Annotated in this window: 10 protein-coding genes; 4 read left to right on the forward strand and 6 right to left on the reverse strand. The window is 41.3% G+C overall.

Annotated elements, in window-relative coordinates; all coding sequences use genetic code 11:
• Positions 1 to 79: 79 nt before the first annotated feature.
• Complete coding sequence (gene mltF / locus ACMZOO_RS16735) at positions 80 to 1,447, reverse strand: membrane-bound lytic murein transglycosylase MltF (protein ID WP_440904433.1); 1,368 nt, start codon at positions 1,445 to 1,447, stop codon at positions 80 to 82.
• A gap of 167 nt (positions 1,448 to 1,614) precedes the next feature.
• On the opposite strand from mltF, the gene purL reads away from it, so the two are divergent.
• The 3 genes from purL to ACMZOO_RS16750 all read left to right on the forward strand — a co-directional run bounded on the left by purL (position 1,615) and on the right by ACMZOO_RS16750 (position 7,772).
• The gene (gene purL, locus ACMZOO_RS16740; RefSeq protein ID WP_440904434.1) at positions 1,615 to 5,505 is read left to right on the forward strand and encodes a phosphoribosylformylglycinamidine synthase; all 3,891 of its coding nucleotides are present in this window, start codon (positions 1,615 to 1,617) and stop codon (positions 5,503 to 5,505) included.
• A 289-nt stretch (positions 5,506 to 5,794) separates the two neighbouring features.
• Positions 5,795 to 6,205 carry a xanthine phosphoribosyltransferase gene (gene gpt, locus ACMZOO_RS16745; protein ID WP_440904435.1) on the forward strand — a complete coding sequence of 137 codons (411 nt, stop codon included), beginning with the start codon at positions 5,795 to 5,797 and terminating at the stop codon, positions 6,203 to 6,205.
• Positions 6,206 to 6,518: 313 nt separating this feature from the next.
• On the forward strand, positions 6,519 to 7,772 hold the full coding sequence (locus ACMZOO_RS16750) for a hypothetical protein (protein ID WP_440904436.1): 1,254 nt from the start codon (positions 6,519 to 6,521) through the stop codon (positions 7,770 to 7,772).
• Between the two features lie 67 nt (positions 7,773 to 7,839).
• Here the strand turns inward: ACMZOO_RS16750 and pepB are convergent, their stop codons facing one another.
• Together pepB and ACMZOO_RS16760 are read right to left on the reverse strand one after the other, a co-directional pair.
• Positions 7,840 to 9,120, reverse strand: coding sequence for an aminopeptidase PepB (pepB, locus tag ACMZOO_RS16755; protein WP_440904437.1), 1,281 nt, complete (start codon positions 9,118 to 9,120; stop codon positions 7,840 to 7,842).
• Between the two features lie 64 nt (positions 9,121 to 9,184).
• Positions 9,185 to 10,054, reverse strand: coding sequence for a diguanylate cyclase (locus ACMZOO_RS16760; protein WP_440904438.1), 870 nt, complete (start codon positions 10,052 to 10,054; stop codon positions 9,185 to 9,187).
• Between the two features lie 518 nt (positions 10,055 to 10,572).
• Between ACMZOO_RS16760 and ACMZOO_RS16765 the strand changes: the two genes are divergently transcribed.
• Entirely contained in the window at positions 10,573 to 12,570 is a 1,998-nt protein-coding gene (locus ACMZOO_RS16765; RefSeq protein ID WP_440904439.1) for a carbohydrate-binding module family 20 domain-containing protein, read from the forward strand.
• A gap of 93 nt (positions 12,571 to 12,663) precedes the next feature.
• On the opposite strand, the gene ACMZOO_RS16770 is transcribed toward ACMZOO_RS16765, so the two are convergent.
• From ACMZOO_RS16770 to ACMZOO_RS16780, 3 genes are read right to left on the reverse strand one after another with little or no spacing between them, the layout of a single operon-like run.
• A complete protein-coding gene (locus ACMZOO_RS16770) occupies positions 12,664 to 13,665 on the reverse strand; it encodes a zinc-binding dehydrogenase (protein ID WP_440904440.1) in 1,002 nt (333 codons plus the stop codon).
• A gap of 2 nt (positions 13,666 to 13,667) precedes the next feature.
• Positions 13,668 to 15,077, reverse strand: coding sequence for a TolC family protein (locus tag ACMZOO_RS16775; protein WP_440904441.1), 1,410 nt, complete (start codon positions 15,075 to 15,077; stop codon positions 13,668 to 13,670).
• Positions 15,078 to 18,248: an efflux RND transporter permease subunit gene (locus tag ACMZOO_RS16780; protein WP_440904442.1), complete on the reverse strand. Its 3,171-nt coding sequence runs from the start codon at positions 18,246 to 18,248 to the stop codon at positions 15,078 to 15,080.
• Positions 18,249 to 18,254 lie beyond the last annotated feature (6 nt).

Raw genomic sequence — 18,254 nt, forward strand, 5'->3', positions numbered from 1 at the left:
CACAGCAGCAATTTGCTGCAAAATAACAATGATTTATTCTACAGCGAAATTGCAAATTCCAATAGTGTTGGACTAAAAATTATTGCTGGTTTTGACTACCAAAAAACCAGATTAATGAATCGTGGTAACGGCGAATATTTTCTACATAAGTCACGGCTTCTTGGCCACGGGCGTAGCCGTAGCGTGTCCATTTATAGTATTTTTTCTTTTGTAGCAGAGGTAGGTATTTTTTAACTTCATGCCATTTGTCAGGATCGCCGCCTAAACTTTGGCAAATGCGTCTTGCGTCTTCCATATGTCCCATGCCTTGGTTGTATGCGGCAAGGGCAAACCAAGTTCTGTCAGGCTCTTGAATGCGCTCAGGTATGCGTTTAATTAGCGATGATAAATAACGAGCGCCACCACGAATATTCGCTTCAGCATCTAATCGGCTTTTAACCCCCATCTGTTTAGCCGTCGGTAGGGTTAACATCATAATACCGCGCACGCCAGTAGGGGATTTAGCTCTCGGGTTCCAGTGGCTTTCTTGATAACTTTGCGCCGCGAGTAGTTTCCAGTCGAGTTTGTATTCTTCGGCATATTGTTCAAACCAAGCACGATATTTTGGCAGAGTTTTATCTATTTCTTGGATGAATACGCGCGTATCAACGTAATCAAAATCACGTACGTGGCCAAAATATTTATCTTCTAAATGGGCAAAATGACCGCTTGCATGCACACTGCCGAAAAAGTCGATTAATAAAGCGTACAAACTATCATCTTGTTCACGCGCTAAGGCCCATGAAATGCGTTGGTCGTCAGATACAGTAAAACCTATGCTCAGTTCAGGGTAAATACGGCGGTTGACCGCTAATAAATTAGAATCGACTATGGTGTAGTCTATTTCTTCGTTGAGTACAGCTTGAATCAACTCCTCGACGTCTTGCTCTTTGGTAACATGCCATTCAAAGCCTTCTAAAGCGAGTGCTTCTAAGGTTTCTTGGTGGCTACTTTGTTCTGTGATAACTAGCTTGCCGGCTAAATCAGTCCAATCACGTGGGCGCTCTTTGCCTTGTTTAAACACTAGTTTTTCACTGATATCTTGGTAAGCTGGGGCAAAACGATACTTTTGTTCACGAGTTTGGGTCGCAGTTAAACCTGCGGCTAAAAAATCAACTTTATTATTGTCTAGCAGTGGAAATAAGTCAGATAAATCGTAAACAGGCACAACTTCTAATTCGACGTCTAAATAATCAGCAAAAGATTTTGCCAGTTCGTATTCAAAACCTGCCGCGCCATCCGAAGTTAGGTAGTAGGTTGACGAGCCATACAAAGTACCCACACGCACTTTGCCTGCTTCAACAATTTGTTCAGCTTTACTTTGATAGCTATCTTGCTCGCATCCAACAAGCATAAAAGCAAGTATCAAGGTGGCTATTTTTATTAGGTTAACTGCTTTGTTTTGCAAAATTTATTTTTATAAAATTATGAGTTGAGTGTTAAGAGTAGCTGAATCTAGTTTAGCTGGTCAATCAAAGCTTGATTTGCAGCTATGGTTTACGTGCATTTTTGTGGATCTTGAGTATAATGTGCGCCTTTACATCCCATCGACATATTTTTCAGGTGAAACTGCTTATGGAAATCTTGCGTGGCGCTCCCGCATTGTCCGATTTTCGCGTTAAAAAACTGCTTGCCAGTTGCGAACAAAACAACTTAGCTATTACCAATATTTATGCAGAATACATGCACTTTGCTGATGTAACTGCACAGCTAACTGAAGATGAATATCAAAAGTTATCGCGCTTATTAAAGTACGGCCCAACTATTGAAGAACATGAGCCAGCTGGCACTTTGTTATTGGTAACGCCACGTCCAGGTACTATTTCACCTTGGGCTTCTAAAGCAACTGATATTGCCAACAACTGTGGTTTAGACAAAGTTAAACGCATTGAACGTGGTATTGCTTATTATGTTGAAGGTGTTGATGCATTATCTGCTGAGCAACTTGATGTATTAAAAGATTTATTACACGACCGCATGATGGAAACTGTATTTGCTGAATTTGACCAAGCGAATGCATTGTTTGAAAAAGCGCAACCTGCGCCACATCGTTCGGTTGATATTTTAGGCGGTGGCCGTGAAGCTTTGGCCACTGCCAACGTTGCAATGGGTTTAGCGCTAGCGGAAGATGAAATTGACTATTTAGTTGAAAACTTCCAAAAATTAGGTCGTAACCCGAACGACATCGAATTATACATGTTTGCACAAGCAAACTCTGAGCATTGTCGTCATAAAATATTCAATGCTGATTGGACAATTGATGGGGTAGCACAACCTAAATCATTGTTCAAAATGATCAAAAATACGTTCGAAACTACACCTGATTATGTTCAGTCTGCTTATAAAGATAACGCCGCTGTAATGGATGGTTCTTTTGGTGGTCGTTTCTTTGCCGATGCAGATACAGGCATTTATAACTATCATCAAGAAAATATCGAAATTTTGATGAAGGTTGAAACGCACAATCACCCAACTGCTATTTCTCCATACCCAGGTGCAGCAACAGGTTCTGGTGGTGAAATTCGTGACGAAGGTGCAACAGGCCGAGGTTCTAAACCAAAAGCGGGTTTAGTTGGTTTCACAGTTTCTAACTTAAATATTCCTGATTTCACTCAACCATGGGAAATCAACTACGGTAAACCAGAGCGCATTGTTAACGCATTAGAAATTATGCTTGAAGGCCCATTAGGTGGCGCAGCATTTAACAATGAGTTTGGTCGTCCTGCATTATTGGGTTATTTCCGTACTTACGAAGCTGAAGTATCTAGCTTTAACGGTAAAGAAGTTCGTGGTTATCACAAACCAATTATGTTGGCGGGTGGTTTAGGTAATATCCGTACTGATCACGTACAAAAAGGTATTATTCCTGTTGGCGCTAAGTTAGTTGTGCTTGGTGGCCCAGCAATGAACATAGGTTTAGGTGGCGGTGCTGCTTCATCTATGGCTTCAGGTCAATCAAGTGCTGATTTAGATTTTGCTTCTGTGCAACGTGAAAACCCAGAAATGGAACGCCGTTGTCAGGAAGTTATCGACAAATGTTGGCAAATGGGTGATGACAACCCAATCGCGTTTATCCACGATGTGGGCGCGGGTGGTTTATCTAATGCTATGCCTGAGCTAGTAAATGACGGTGAGCGTGGTGGTATTTTCCAATTACGTGACGTATTAAACGACGAACCTGGCATGTCACCATTAGAAATTTGGTGTAACGAGTCACAAGAGCGTTATGTATTAGCAATTCCAGCTGAAAAAATTGATATCTTCGCAGCAATTTGTAAGCGTGAGCGCGCCTTATATGCTGTGATTGGTGAAGCGACTGAAGAACGTCACTTAACGCTTAACGATAGCCATTTTGATAACAAACCTATCGACTTACCGTTAGAAGTTTTATTAGGTAAAGCGCCGAAAATGCATCGTGATGTTCAGTCTGCTAAATTAGCCGCTGAAGAATTATCGTTAGATGTAGATGTAAAAGAAGCTGCATATCGTTTATTACGTTTACCAACTATCGCTGAAAAAACATTCTTAATCACAATCGGTGACCGTTCTGTTACTGGTATGGTTGCACGTGACCAAATGGTTGGTCCTTGGCAGGTGCCAGTGTCTAACGTTGCGGTAACAACAGCATCTTTAGATAGCTACCACGGTGAAGCAATGGCAATGGGTGAGCGTACACCACTTGCACTACTTAACTTTGGTGCGTCAGCGCGTATGGCTGTTGCTGAAAGTATTACCAATATTGCGGCAGCAAACATTGGCGAATTAAAACGCATTAAATTATCTGCTAACTGGATGTCTGCTGCCGGTCACCCGGGTGAAGACGCTGGTTTATACGAAGCGGTTAAAGCCGTTGGTGAAGAGTTATGTCCTGCATTAGGCTTAACTATTCCAGTTGGTAAAGACTCAATGTCGATGAAAACCGCTTGGAATGAAAGCGGTGAAGACAAATCTGTTACTGCGCCAATGTCGTTAATTATTACTTCGTTTGCACGTACTGAAGATGTACGTAAAACCGTAACACCTCAATTACGCACTGACCAAGGTGAAACTCGTTTAATCGCAATCGATTTAGGTAACAAACAAAACCGTTTAGGTGCATCTTGTGTAGCGCAAGTTTACCAACAACTTGGTTCTGTAGGTCCAGACTTAGATAAACCTGAACTATTGGCTAACTTCTACAATGCAATTCAAGCATTAATTGCAGATGGCAAATTATTGGCTTATCACGACCGTTCAGACGGTGGTTTATTCACAACTGTTACTGAAATGGCATTCGCAGGTAAGACTGGTGTAACTGTTGATGTTTCTAACTTAGGTGCTGATGCGTTATCTACCTTATTCGCAGAAGAGTTAGGTGCTGTTATTCAAGTTAAAGCAACAGATGTAGCTGCAGTTGAAGCTGTATTAGCAGCACACAACTTAGCTGAGTTAAGCACAGATATTGGTACACTAAACGACACTGACCAAGTTGAGTTTAGCTTTAACGGTGAAACTGTATTAGCAGATAGCCGCGTAAACTTCCGTTTAGCTTGGGCGGAAACAACTTACCAAATGCAGGCGTTACGTGATAACCCTGACTGTGCTAAACAAGAGTTTGATGCTAAAGCGGATGCGAAAGACCCAGGTTTACAACCTTCATTAACTTTTGATTTAAATGAAGATGTAGCTGCGCCTTATATTGCTAAAGGTGTTAATCCTAAGATGGCGATTTTACGTGAGCAAGGCGTTAACTCTCATGTTGAAATGGCAGCGGCATTTGACCGTGCAGGTTTTGAAGCAATTGATGTACACATGAGTGACGTTTTATCTGGCCGCATATCATTAGACCAATTTGCTGGTTTAGTCGCTTGTGGTGGTTTCTCATACGGTGACGTTTTAGGTGCGGGTGAAGGTTGGGCTAAATCAATCTTATTTAACGACCGTGCACGTGAGCAGTTCCAACAATTCTTTGAGCGCAACAACACCTTTGCATTAGGTGTGTGTAATGGTTGTCAGATGTTAAGTACCTTAAAAGAGTTAATTCCTGGTACTGATCACTGGCCTCGTTTTGTACGCAACATTTCTGAGCGTTTTGAAGCGCGTTTCAGCTTGGTTGAAGTACAAAAGTCTAACTCAGTTTTCTTCCAAGGTATGGAAGGTTCACGTATGGCGATCGCCGTTTCTCACGGTGAAGGTCGTGCGGAATTTGCTAACGATGCAGCATTACAAGCAGCTGAAGCTAGCGGCACAGTAGCATTACGTTTTGTAGACAACTATGGTCAGCCGACGACTCAATACCCAGCTAACCCGAATGGTTCACCAGCTGGTATTACTTCACTTGCAAGTAAAGATGGCCGTGTGACTGTTATGATGCCACACCCTGAGCGTGTATTTAGAACTGTAAGTAACTCTTGGCATCCAGATGACTGGAAAGAAGATAGCCCATGGGTTCGTATGTTCCGTAATGCGCGAGTATTTGCGGGTTAATAGTCGAATTTATTCTATAATTTGACTATGTTTAAAAGGCGGGGTCTGATGATCACGCCTTTTTTATTTGTGTTTGGGATAAACAGTGCAAATGAAGAGATGAGGTAGTTATTTTCGCAAAAACGCTGTGAATACGTCCTTGTACGCTCTGCTTTTTCATCCATGAAAAAGAAGTTTTGCTCTAAATAACTACCCCATCACTTCCACTAACATCGGTTTTTTATATCAAATTCATACTGAAATAAAGGTGTTAAAAAGAGCGTAAAATGACAGAAAAATTAGTATTAGATTGGCAAACTTTGCTTGTAAACGGCTTGCACAATTAATTCCGCTAGAAAAATATGACGGTATCGTTGCCGTAACTCGAGGTGGTTTAGTGCCTGCGGCTATTTTATCGAGTGAGTTAGATATTCGCATGGTTGAAACTATAGGTGTGCAAAGCTATCGAGGTACACAGCAAGGTAAAATAGAGTTAGTTAAACCCGCTTATTTGCTAGAAAGCGCGCGTATACAGCCGCAACGTTGGTTGTTTGTTGAAGATTTAGTGGATACTGGCAGTACGGTTAAATTCTTAAAGCAGTCTTATCCGCATGCTGATTTTGCCTGTGTCTATGTGAAACCCCAAGGCGCTGATTTGGTTAAGTACAGCGTGGAGCAAGTCGAGCAAGAGATCTGGATAGATTTTCCTTGGGAGAATTAGAACCACTAAGTATCACGTCTACAATGTTACGCATTTAACGCGCCAAAATTTAATATTTTTGTATAGTTTTTTAGACTAAATATATTGGTTATTTGTCTAACAAAGTACAAGTTTTTGCGCGAAATAACCCCACACCTCTACTAACCTTTTAATTACCCAGACGACTTGAGCACACTGCATCGAAGCTGTGAGTTCAATCCTTCCCTCGTTTGGGCATCTTCTTAACAACTTTAATATGTTGGCTTTAGGCTGTGTTTCAGCAGATTAAAGTTGCTTGGGATTAGTTCTGATTAACTTATAAGGAAACATAAAAATGAGCACAAAATTTAGTTGGGATACCACTAGATTCATTTGCAGTCTTATATTGATTAGTGGTTTAACTGCCTGTTTGGGTGATGATGACGATGACAAAGTTCAGCAGGTCAGCGTTCAAGGTAAAGTTGTAAAAGGCACTTTGGCAAATGCTGATGTTAACTTGTATGCTGGTGGTGACATGAGTACTTCTGTTGGCTCAGGGATGACAGATGAAAATGGTCAGTTTGATATATCTATTCCTGCTGCTTCTGGTGATATGGCAATGGTTGTTAAAGTAACGACAAACGCTAATACAACTATGGTGTGTGATGCCGACAAATGTGGCTCGGTTAATCGCGGTGATACCATGACAGCAACTGAGTTAGCTGGTTTAGAATTAAAGTCGAATTTTTCACTTGAACAAGGGGCTAGTGCAGTCAGTGATATTCCTGTCAATTCACTCACCAGCGCTGCTACAGAGGTTATTCTGTCGCAAGTCGGCAGTTTAGAAAATATCACGCCTGCTGCGTTAGAAAATTTACAAAAAGTCGCCACTGAGGTTGTTATGACTTCTTTTGGTTTATCTTCGGATGCCAATACCAATCTGTTTGATATTGAGATCCCTGATGCATCTATGTTGGCGACTGCTTTGAGCTCAGATTCACAGTCATCATTTAAATCTCAGCTTGCCATGCTAAATGCTAGCTTTGCCACTGAGACAGACATAACTGCAGAAATTGAAAAGTTTTATATGGGCATTAGTGCTTCATTGGACAATAATGGCTTAACCACTGATTTTTCAAGTTACTTGTCCACGTTAAAAGCAAGATATGATGATTTATATAGTGCGTTAAACGCATCTGGTGAATTACCTACAGGCATTACAATTCCTGATTTGGCACAATTCGCATGGCCAGACAATATCACCTTTGAAGGTGATGGAATAGTAATCGACCCTGGTGTGGGTGGTGACGGTGACTGGACTTTAGTCGTTACCGGTACATCGACTGTTACTTCGCCTGTTGAGGTTACTGTGGATATACCGAGCATTACTATTCAAAACACCACACCTCCGACAAATACAGATCAGATAGGCAGTCAATTTAAAGAAATCACTGAAGTTGAAGGGGTTACTGTTAGTGATTTTTCATTTGAAGAAGTTGAGCGAACAGCCAATAAAGTCGTAATTAAATACTCTGCAACTATCTCTGTGAGTGCCGGTGGTGTTACCTCATCACAGACTCAAAACTTAACTTATACTTGGACTAAATAAACTGATTAGCAAAGTTAAACTGTGAAAGCCCTCTATGTTTAGAGGGCTTATCGATTTTACGAGACAGTTACACAATTAACGCCGCAATTGTTCTAATGCCCACGCCAGTTGCACCTGCGGCAAATAGGGGAGTATCGGATTGGTTAAATGCAGCAGCTAAATCTACATGTAACCAGCCAATACCTTCTTCATTTACAAATCTTGATAAGAAACCTGCTGCGTTAGATGCGCCGCCAGCACCGCCGCCTTTAACTGCTCGGCTGTTCGCTGTTTCGGCATATGGAGAAGGGCACCTGTCGCGATGGAACTTTTCAAGTGGTAGTGGCCAAACACCTTCATTACATTCATCAGCTACTTCTATGGTACGTTTTAGAATGTTTTTATCGAGTGCGAATAAAGCATTGTAGTCACGACCAAGCGCAACACTGGCTGCACCCGTTAAAGTAGCAGCATCAATTATATGTTTAGCGCCAAGTTCAGTTGCCAAAATAAGCCCGTCGGCTAATACTAAACGCCCTTCAGCATCAGTGTTAACAACTTCAACCGTTGTGCCGTTTTTGTAGGTAATAATATCGCCTAGTTTAACTGCGTTGCCGGCCACTAAGTTTTCAGCACAACATAAAATGAGCTTGATGCGTTTTGTGCTACCTTGCAAAATAGCTAGTGCCAGCGCGCCAGCTACAGTTGCCGCGCCGCCCATATCGCATTTCATACTCAGCATACCTTCTGACGATTTAAGCGAATAACCGCCGCTATCAAAGGTGATGCCTTTACCGACTAACGCATAATCAATCGGCGCATTGTCATTGCCTGTAGGGTTGTAATCTAAAATCAGCATAACTGGTGGTTTAACGCTGGCGCGGCCAACAGTGTGGGTGCCAACCCAGCCGTGCTCTAACAATTCGTCACCAACCAATATCTCGCTAGAGACATAATCAGGTGCCAACAAAGATATAAAGCTTTGTACTTGTTCAGCTAAACTTTGCGGGTAAATGTCTTGTGGGGGTAGGTTAATTAGCAGTTTTGCCCAATCATAAACAGTTTTATAATCTTGTAAAATAGGCGCACCAACAGCTGTCCATTCTACATTTTGTTTTAGTTTGGCAGTGGCAAAACCTTGGTAGAAAGCCCACTGTTGTTCAACGCCCCAAGGGCCAGCTAGCTGAACATCATTTACACCAAAACTTTGAATTTTACGTGCGCATGTTTGAATTAATTCTAACTGTTCGGATTTTTTAAATGCACCATGGATCACAAAACCGAGTTCAGTGGTGGAAAGAATAGCGTCGTCACCCCAATGTGCTGTTGGGGTGTCGTTTGAAAGAGATACCTGTAATTTGTCCGTCATTGTTATTAACCAAAGTGATTTTTCACCTGGCTAATATACGCTTTTTTTCGCGACTCAGCAGCCGCTAATTACTGGTTAAATTTAACCATAACTCCTTACGGTGCAAAGGGGTCGCTTTTGGTAAGTATGGGTTTTCCAAGCGAATAGCGCGACGTTGACTTAGCTTAACCCCCTCAAGTGTTGCTTGTATTTCAGGGCTACCGTAAAAATATTCATCAAATTTACCGTCCGCTAAGATAGCTTCCATTCCAAATTCAAGATCTTTGGCTAATGCTGGATAGTGTTTGGACACAAAAAAGTAGGTTGGTAAAGGATAAATAATCACTAGATCTTGTTCGATAGCCAGTGGTAATTCCGGGTGGTTGTTTACCTCAACTATCGCTTCGCTTGCGCCTCGAGGGAAGGCATCAAAACGATCGCCATCCAACATAAAATACAAATTATTTTTCTTGTTCGACTTAATAACTTTTAATCCAGCCGCTTCAAGAATTTTTGTATCTTGCCAGCGACGGCCTTGGCCGAACTTAATAGTTTGTAAGTCTGCGGCTGTTTTTATTTGACTGAATTTTGCTTGATCACCACTACGGATTAACAATATTCTGTGGCTCATAAGGCCACGATAGGTATCTATTCGAACAGGGATGTAATCCGACTCCATTTTTTCAGATGTACCACCCCAAGTCACATGAACGCTTCCATTTTTCATTGACTCTAATACCCGAGATTTTGATAACAATTCGTCGGTGTCGGTTAGTCTGTAAGTTTTATCTGAATATGACAGAGCGAGTTCAAGTAAGCCTGTCATATAATTGCTTTTTGCGTTTGATTTTTTGTTGGTTACAACATCTGTTGCGCCAATGGCATTAAAGCAGCAACTAGAGATGACTATAACCAAGACAGAGCGAATCGATTTTAATTTGAAAATTTGCAGCATACACACAAAACCTTAAAGAGTTATTAACACTCTAGACTAAATATACGGATTTTACCTAACCGTGTCTATCGGTGGCACTGTTTATTTTTACTCATTAGCTAGCTTGTTTCTATTGCTGTTACAGCTGAAAACTTACGTTACGTATCTTTTTATGTATATTTTGTAACAGCTTTTAATTTCCACTAATTCAATAATGCAAGTATTAATTTGTTCGAACTCTAGTTTTATATAAAAAATATTGCTGGCTCTTTGTTGTGAACTTATCGAGTTTGTTGTTTTGTGTGTGGAAATTAACTTATTTAAAATCATTTGTTTAGTATGTTTTTGTTCGTTATAGCAATGTTTAAGCCATGGTTTTATTTTCTCGAAAATTAACTTTCACTTGCAAAAATGCATACGTATTCAAATTGCCAGACCTAGGTTTTGTTAGGTATTAATGTATGTGATTTAAATGTTACTTAAATGTTTCTTTGAATCTAACAAGCATACATACACATGACAAAAACCGAGGGATTAAAATGAACAAAAAACTCACACAAGCGGTGAAGGGCGCACTTGCGGCCGCCGTATTATCAACTACTTTTTCCAATACAGCGTCGGCAGACGTAATGTTACATGCATTTAACTGGCAATATGACTCAGTTACTGAGCGTGCTGATGAAATTGCAGCATTAGGCTATAAATCAGTTTTAGTGTCACCACCTTATCTTTCAAATCCAAGTAGCTCTTGGTGGGCACGTTATCAGCCATTAGATTACCGAATTTTGTTAGGCCCTTTAGGTAATAAACAAGACTTTATCGATATGGTTAACGCATTAGAAGCACGTGGCGTTAATTTATATGTTGACGTTATTTTTAACCATATGGCTAATATGGGCATGACCAAAGGCCAAGAGCAGTATCCAGGCTTTGATGTTAATACGCCTGAATACAATGCGAACAAACTATATGGCGATTTGTCAGGTGGTTTATTTGGCCCGGGTGATTTTCATGATGGTGCAAATGCAAATTGTATTTCTGATTGGGGCAACTGGTGGGATTCAACTTGGAACCGTTTATGTGGTGCTGCTCCAGATGTTGGTTTACCAGATTTACGTGGCGAAGCGACTGATGGCTCTGGCGAATGGATACGTACTAATCAAATCGCCTACTTAGAAGCGCTAAAAGCTTTAGGTGTAGACGGTTTCCGTATCGATGCGGTTAAACACATGAAATGGGAACATTTAAATTGGGTGTTTAACTCAGATGTGTTAGATGGCATTCATGTATTCTCTGAAATTATTTCTCACAGCAGTGCAGATGACAGCACTTATTTGCAGCCATATCTAGACAATACAGATGTGCGCATGGGCGCGTACGATTTCCGTTTATTTAACGATATTGACCACGCTATGGATGTGAGTGGTAGTTTGTCTTCGTTAGCTCAACCGAACACCTTACCAAACGATAGAGCTGTTACCTTTGTAATCACCCATGATATGCCACAAAACGATGGTTTTAATGGCTTCTTATTTTCAGAAGAAGATGAAAAGCTAGCCTATGCCTATATTTTAGGTCGTGATGGTGGTGTGCCATTGGTTTACACCGATAACAATGAAACAACTAAATTTAACGGCCGTTGGGTTGACGCATATAAAGATGTTGATCTAACCAGCATGATTAATTTCCACAACACAGTGCAAGGCACAACTATGGAAGTCTTGTCTTCTGATGGCTGTGTTATCTACTTCCGCCGTGGTGATTCTGGTTTAGTCGGTATCAACAAATGTGGTAACGCTGTTACTCATACACTTAATACCACAGGCTTAAATGTAGGCACTTACACAGATCAAATTTCTGGTTCAACTTTAACCATTTCTGGTGCTAGCCAAGGCGTAACAATTCCGGCTCGTTCGGCGCGTATGTGGTTGGGCGGCGGAAATCCACCTCCACCACCTCCGGCTGCTTGGTATTTCAGTGGCACTGAAAATGAATGGGGCGCTGATGTTATGACCCAAGAAGGCAGTGTTTATACTATCACTAAAACTTTTGGTACGGGTGATGCGAATGGTGGCCCTCGCTTTAAAGTACGTGACTCAAATACTAACTGGAACAATAGCTGCCCAACTGCTGATTTTACCGTAAATGCTAATACAACCTACAAAATCACTTTTGATCCTGCTGTAGCGAACTGCGCTGGGTTATCAGTAGAAGTTGAGCAGCCAATCACGGGTGGTTCATGCCCAATTACCTTCAGTTGTGCAAATGGTAATACCAATATGGGTGACAGTGTGTATGTTGTTGGTAGTGATGCTGCAATAGGTAGCTGGGATGCAGCAGCTGCGGTTAAGTTAAATCCAACTAACTATCCAACTTGGGAAGGTGTAATCAATCTACCTACAAATACGCAAGTATCGTGGAAATGTATTATTCGCCAAGAAGATTCACCATTTACTGTACGTCAATGGGAGCAAGATCCGAACAATAACTTTAACACAGGTAATTGTGACGTGACTCAAGCTCAAGGTAGTTTCTAACTTTGAAATGATTTAACAAGTTCCGATAAACTTGCTTAAAACAAAGCCCGCGGTTTAGATTAACGCGGGCTTTTATTTTTGCTTATCCCGAGTTCAGCTTACCTTTACCACTCGCTTACCAACTTGCTTAAACGCTAATTGATCATGCAGAGCTTGGGTAATAGCAGAGGCGTTAAAATCAACTGGAATAACTTCTAGAGTTTGTAGGTCGCCTTGTTGCACTTCTTCAATTAAACTTTTCCCACACATACTCATACATTGTTGTGCGCATAAACTTTTGGTTAACCATGCGCCGCCTAAAGCAACAATACTGATATTAGGTGCTTTCCTAAATAACATATTATTGTCTAGTGGTGGTAAACCGTTCAAGCAAGCAATGCGTCCACAAAAACGCATCATTTCTATGTTACGCGCTGTGTTGTCACCACCTATGGTATCTAACACAGCATCAAATTGGGTTTGGCCAATTTGTTGTTGCACGTGTTTTACAAAGTCTTTCTCTTTGTAGTCAAACACCATTTCTGCACCGAGCTTCTGTAATAATGCATGATTCTTTTTTGAAGCACTTGCATACACAATTGCACCACGTTTTGCAGCTAATTGAATAGCATATTGGCCAACAGCACCGGCACCACCATCAACAAAAAATAAGTCACCTTGTTTAATTTGCATTTTATCTAACGCAAACATTGCTGTTAATCCAGCGCAAGGCAATGTTGCTGCATCTTGCGGTTCAATACTGTTTGAAACAGCGGTTGCTGCGTAATTGGCAATTGTGGTGTATTCACTTAATACGCCTTGCCCAGACAAATCAGCGTGCCACATGATTCGCTCGCCAACACCAGGTGATGCGCCAACTGGCGCTTCAACTACAGTGCCAACCGCGTCTAACCCAAGAATATGTGGATATTGCCAATCTGGAAATCCTTTTTTAGCCAGTTTGGCATCTACCGGATTCAAACCTACATACTCAACTTTAACCAATAATTCGTTATCAGCTGGAGTAGGGACAGGCAATTCAACTTCAACTAATTTAAAGTTTTCATTAGCTGATTCAAGCGCTATGGCTTGCATAAACTTGGGTAAATTTTGCATGATTAACGACTCCACATACCGCTAAAAGCTTTGTACGTTGTAACTTTAGCTAACATTAGGTTAATTTTAGCATCTACTGCAGACTGTTTGGCAAGTAAAGCATCTTGCCGAGCCGACAATAAATCTAAATATGGAACTTGTCCTTCTTCATACATAGCCTGTGCTTGGTTTAACGCATTGTCTGCAAAACCCAATCTGGCATCTGCATATTCGGTATGCTTTTGCGATTGTGCCAAACTATTTAACGCGACTTGAGACTCTGCAATTACTTCAACAATGCTCTGTTGGTAATTGTCGTAAGCCGCTTTTGCTAAGGTTTGTTGCGCATCAGCTTGTTGCTTAAGCGCTGGCCAACTTAAAATAGACCAGCTAATGCTTGGGGTAACCGACCAAGCATCATCACGTGTCGATAAACTGACATTCGTTGGGTTTAATAAGCCAGCAAAACCACCAATCGAAATATCCGGCCACAGCGCGGCTTTAGCTGAATCAGACAAAGCCGTTTGTTGCATAAGTTGATAATATGCTTGGCCAATTTCTGGGCGCAGTAATAAAGCTTGTTTGCTGTCGGCTATGTCTAACTGAGTTGATAATCCATCAGCGAATAGTTCAGGTTCAAAAGTAAGTTTAATTTGCTCTGGTGTGCTTGCTAATAACACAGCAATGCTTGCTTGCAAGTTAAACCTTTGATTGTCTAACTGTGGCAATATTGCGAGTTGTTGATTTAACTGAGCATAGGTTCTGTCTAAATCTAAATTAGACGCAAAACCTTCATCCACACGTGCTTGTAATACTTCAACACTTTCTTCTAACGCTTTAATTTGCGCTTGAACAATTTGTTGTTTGAGTGACAAACCTTGCCACTCAATAAAGCTGCGGATAACACCAGAGGTGACTTGCGTATTGATCGCCACTTGAGTTTCATATGCGCTCGCTTTTGCCGCATGCGCCGCATCTACTAGGGCGGAAATGCGGCCAAATAAATCAAGCTGCCAAGACAAACCAATTCCAAAGCTGGCTTCTTCACTAATTTGATTGGCAACAGATGCGCGGGTCGCTTCAGCATTTAATCCACCTTGCGGTAAATATTGCGCTTCGCTGGCACCTAGTCTCTGTTGCGCAGCCAAATAACGTTTTGCCGCACTTTGTAAATTAAGATTATTTTGCTGTGCTTTTACCACCAAAGCGTTTAACTGTTCACTTTGATAGTTAAACCACCATTGTTTGTTCTGGCTTATTTCGCCTGTTGCTTTGTTTTGTTGCAACAGAGGGTGGCTACTAAAATAACTATGTTTAGCTGTTTCTGTCGCCATTTGTTGCTGGTAATCGGCCGTACTGCTACAAGCTGCCAATAATAAACTGGTTGCAACTGCAGCAAATACCGCTTTTGGCTTAGTGTACAAGTTGTTCATTTATTTCGACTCGCTTGATAAACTTTCTTTCGATTCAATGGTTTTGTCTGTTTCTTTTGCAACTAATGCATAGAACACAGGAGTGAATAATAAACCAAACACAGTGACCCCAATCATGCCTGAGAATACAGCGACACCCATGGCTTGACGCATTTCTGAGCCTGCACCAGATGCTAATACAAGTGGCACCACACCAGCGGTAAAGGCTATTGACGTCATTAAAATTGGGCGTAAACGTAAACGACCTGCTTCAATAATGGCTTGCAGTTTTGAAATGCCTGCATCTTGTTGGTCTTTGGCAAATTCAACCATTAATATTGCGTTTTTACAGGCCAGGGCTACCAATACAATTAAGCCTATTTGGGTGAAGATATTATTGTCGCCACCAACTAACCATACGCCCGCAAGTGCTGAGAATATTGTCATAGGTACAATTAAAATAATTGCCAACGGTAAACGCAAACTTTCATACTGAGCCGCTAACACCATAAATACCAACAACACAACTAGTGGGAAGATATATATCATGGTGTTGCCGGCCAATATTTGTTGATAAGTTACTTCTGTCCATTCATACGCCATACCTTCAGGTAAGGTTTCAGCCAATACTTGTTCGATTGCTTGTTTGGCTTGGTCGCTACTGTAGCCAAACGCAGGGCTACCATTTAATTCAGCACTCGGATAACCATTGTAATGCATTACCCGATCTGGCCCAGTTGTTGGTGTAACTTTAATAACTGCGCCCAGCGGTACCATCTCACCTCGGTTATTACGCACCTTTAAGCTTAAAATTTGTTTAGCATCCAACCTATATTCAGCATCAGCTTGCGCTGTTACCTGATAAGTACGGCCAAACATATTAAAGTCGTTTACATAAACTGAGCCTAAATAAACCTGCAAGGCGTTAAATACTTCAGTTAATGGAATGCCTTGTAATAAAGCTTGTTCACGGTCGATATCAATATCCATTTGTGGTACTTGAATTCGGAAGCTTGAAAACAAGCCCATTAATTCAGGTCTTTGATTGCCCGCAGCCATAACTGTTTGTAAGCTATTAAATAAAGTTTCAAAACCTAAATTCCCTCTATCTTCTAGCTGTAGTTTGAACCCACCTGTAGTGCCTAAACCCAATACTGGTGGTGGCGGGAATACAGCGACAAAAGCTTCATCAATTACCGCGTAACGTTTGTTTAATTCAGCGGCAATCGCTGCGGCTGACATACTTGGATCGTTACGTTTGTCAAAATCTTCAAGTGGAGTGAAAATTACTGCACTGTTTGGGCTATTGGTAAAGCCGTTAATATTCAAACCTGGGAAGCCGACTGAGTTTGCAACACCCGGAACTTGTTGGGCTATTTCCGACATTTGCATCACCACAGCTTCGGTTCTGTCTAAGCTAGATGCGTCAGGTAACTGCGCAATAGAAACCAAATATTGTTTATCTTGCGCTGGAATAAACCCACCCGGAACTGAGGTGAATAACCCGCCAGTTGAGGCTAATAAACCAACATAAACCACACCAACAACAGCAGCAAAACGAATCAGTTTTTTAACGGTAAATTGATACGCATTGGCACTACGGTCAAATAAACGGTTAAAGGGTTTAAATAACCAGTTGGCGAACAATTTATCTAACACACGCGTTAATAAATCTGGTTTTGCCCCATGCGGTTTTAGCAATATCGCAGACAATGCCGGTGATAAAGTTAACGAGTTAAATGCAGAAATTATCGTAGAAATGGTAATGGTTAATGCAAACTGTTTGTAAAACTGTCCGGTTAAACCTGTGATAAAAGCAGTTGGAATAAATACCGCACACAATACCAGTGCAATTGCAATAATTGGCCCTGTAACTTCGGTCATCGCAACTTTAGTCGCTTCAAAAGGCGACAAGCCATTTGCGATATTACGCTCAACGTTTTCGACTACCACTATGGCATCATCAACAACAATACCTATGGCTAACACTAAACCAAATAAGGATAAGGTATTAATGCTTACGCCTAACCATTGCATTACTGCAAAGGTACCCACTAATGATACAGGTACAGCAATTAGCGGTATGATGGATGCGCGCCAAGTTTGTAAAAACACCACAACAACAATTACAACCAAGATAATGGCTTCAATTAGAGTTTTAATTACCGCTTCAATTGAACCACGTACGAATACAGTTGGATCGTATACTATGTCGTAGGTCATGCCAGCCGGAAATTCTTTGGCTAATTCAGCCATAGTTGCACGAACTTGATCGGATAATTCAATTGCATTGGAACCAGGGCGTTGGAAAACCGGCATAGCTACAGCTTGTTGGCCGTTTAATAACGAACGAAGGGCGTAACTGTCTTGACCAACTTCTACCCGTGCAACATCTTGCAAACGCGTAATTGCGCCATTTTCACCAACTTTAATGATAACTTGTTCAAATTCTTCAACACTCTCTAAACGACCTTTAACGTTTAGCAATAATTGAAATTGTGCATCACTTGGCACAGGTTGAGAGCCTAAACTACCAGCCGCTACTTGACGGTTTTGCGTACGTAATGCAGATACCACATCAGATGCTGTTAACTGTTGTGCGGCTAATGCGTCAGGTTCTAACCACACTCGCATTGCATATTTACCGCCACCAAATACACGAACTTGACCAACACCACCAATACGGGCAATTTGGTCTTTGACATATAAATCAGCGTAGTTAGATAAATAATCCGAAGTGCGCGTTTCATCTGGCGAATATAAATGCACAACCATAGTTAAGTTTGGTGAAGATTTTTGCGCAATAACACCTAAACGCTGAACTTCCTCGGGTAAACGCGGCAATGCAGCATTTACGCGATTTTGAATACGTTGCTGTGCTTTATCTAAATCTGTGCCCAATGCAAAGGTAACAGTGAGTGACATACGACCATCACCAGTTGCTTGAGATGACATATATAACATGCTCTCAACACCGTTAATTTCTTGCTCTAATGGCGTTGCGACTGTTTCAGCAATTACTTTTGGGTTCGCACCTGGGTATGAAGCGCTAACTACAACAGTTGGTGGCACAACTTCAGGGTATTCACTAATAGGTAATTGGAACAAAGATATTGCGCCGCCAATAAAAATTATCATTGAAAGCACGGCCGCGAATATCGGCCGCTTAATAAAAAAATGTGAAAAGTTCATGTAGTA

Origin of the sequence: Catenovulum sp. SX2 (assembly GCF_052056295.1) — a bacterium.
GTDB lineage: Bacteria > Pseudomonadota > Gammaproteobacteria > Enterobacterales > Alteromonadaceae > Catenovulum.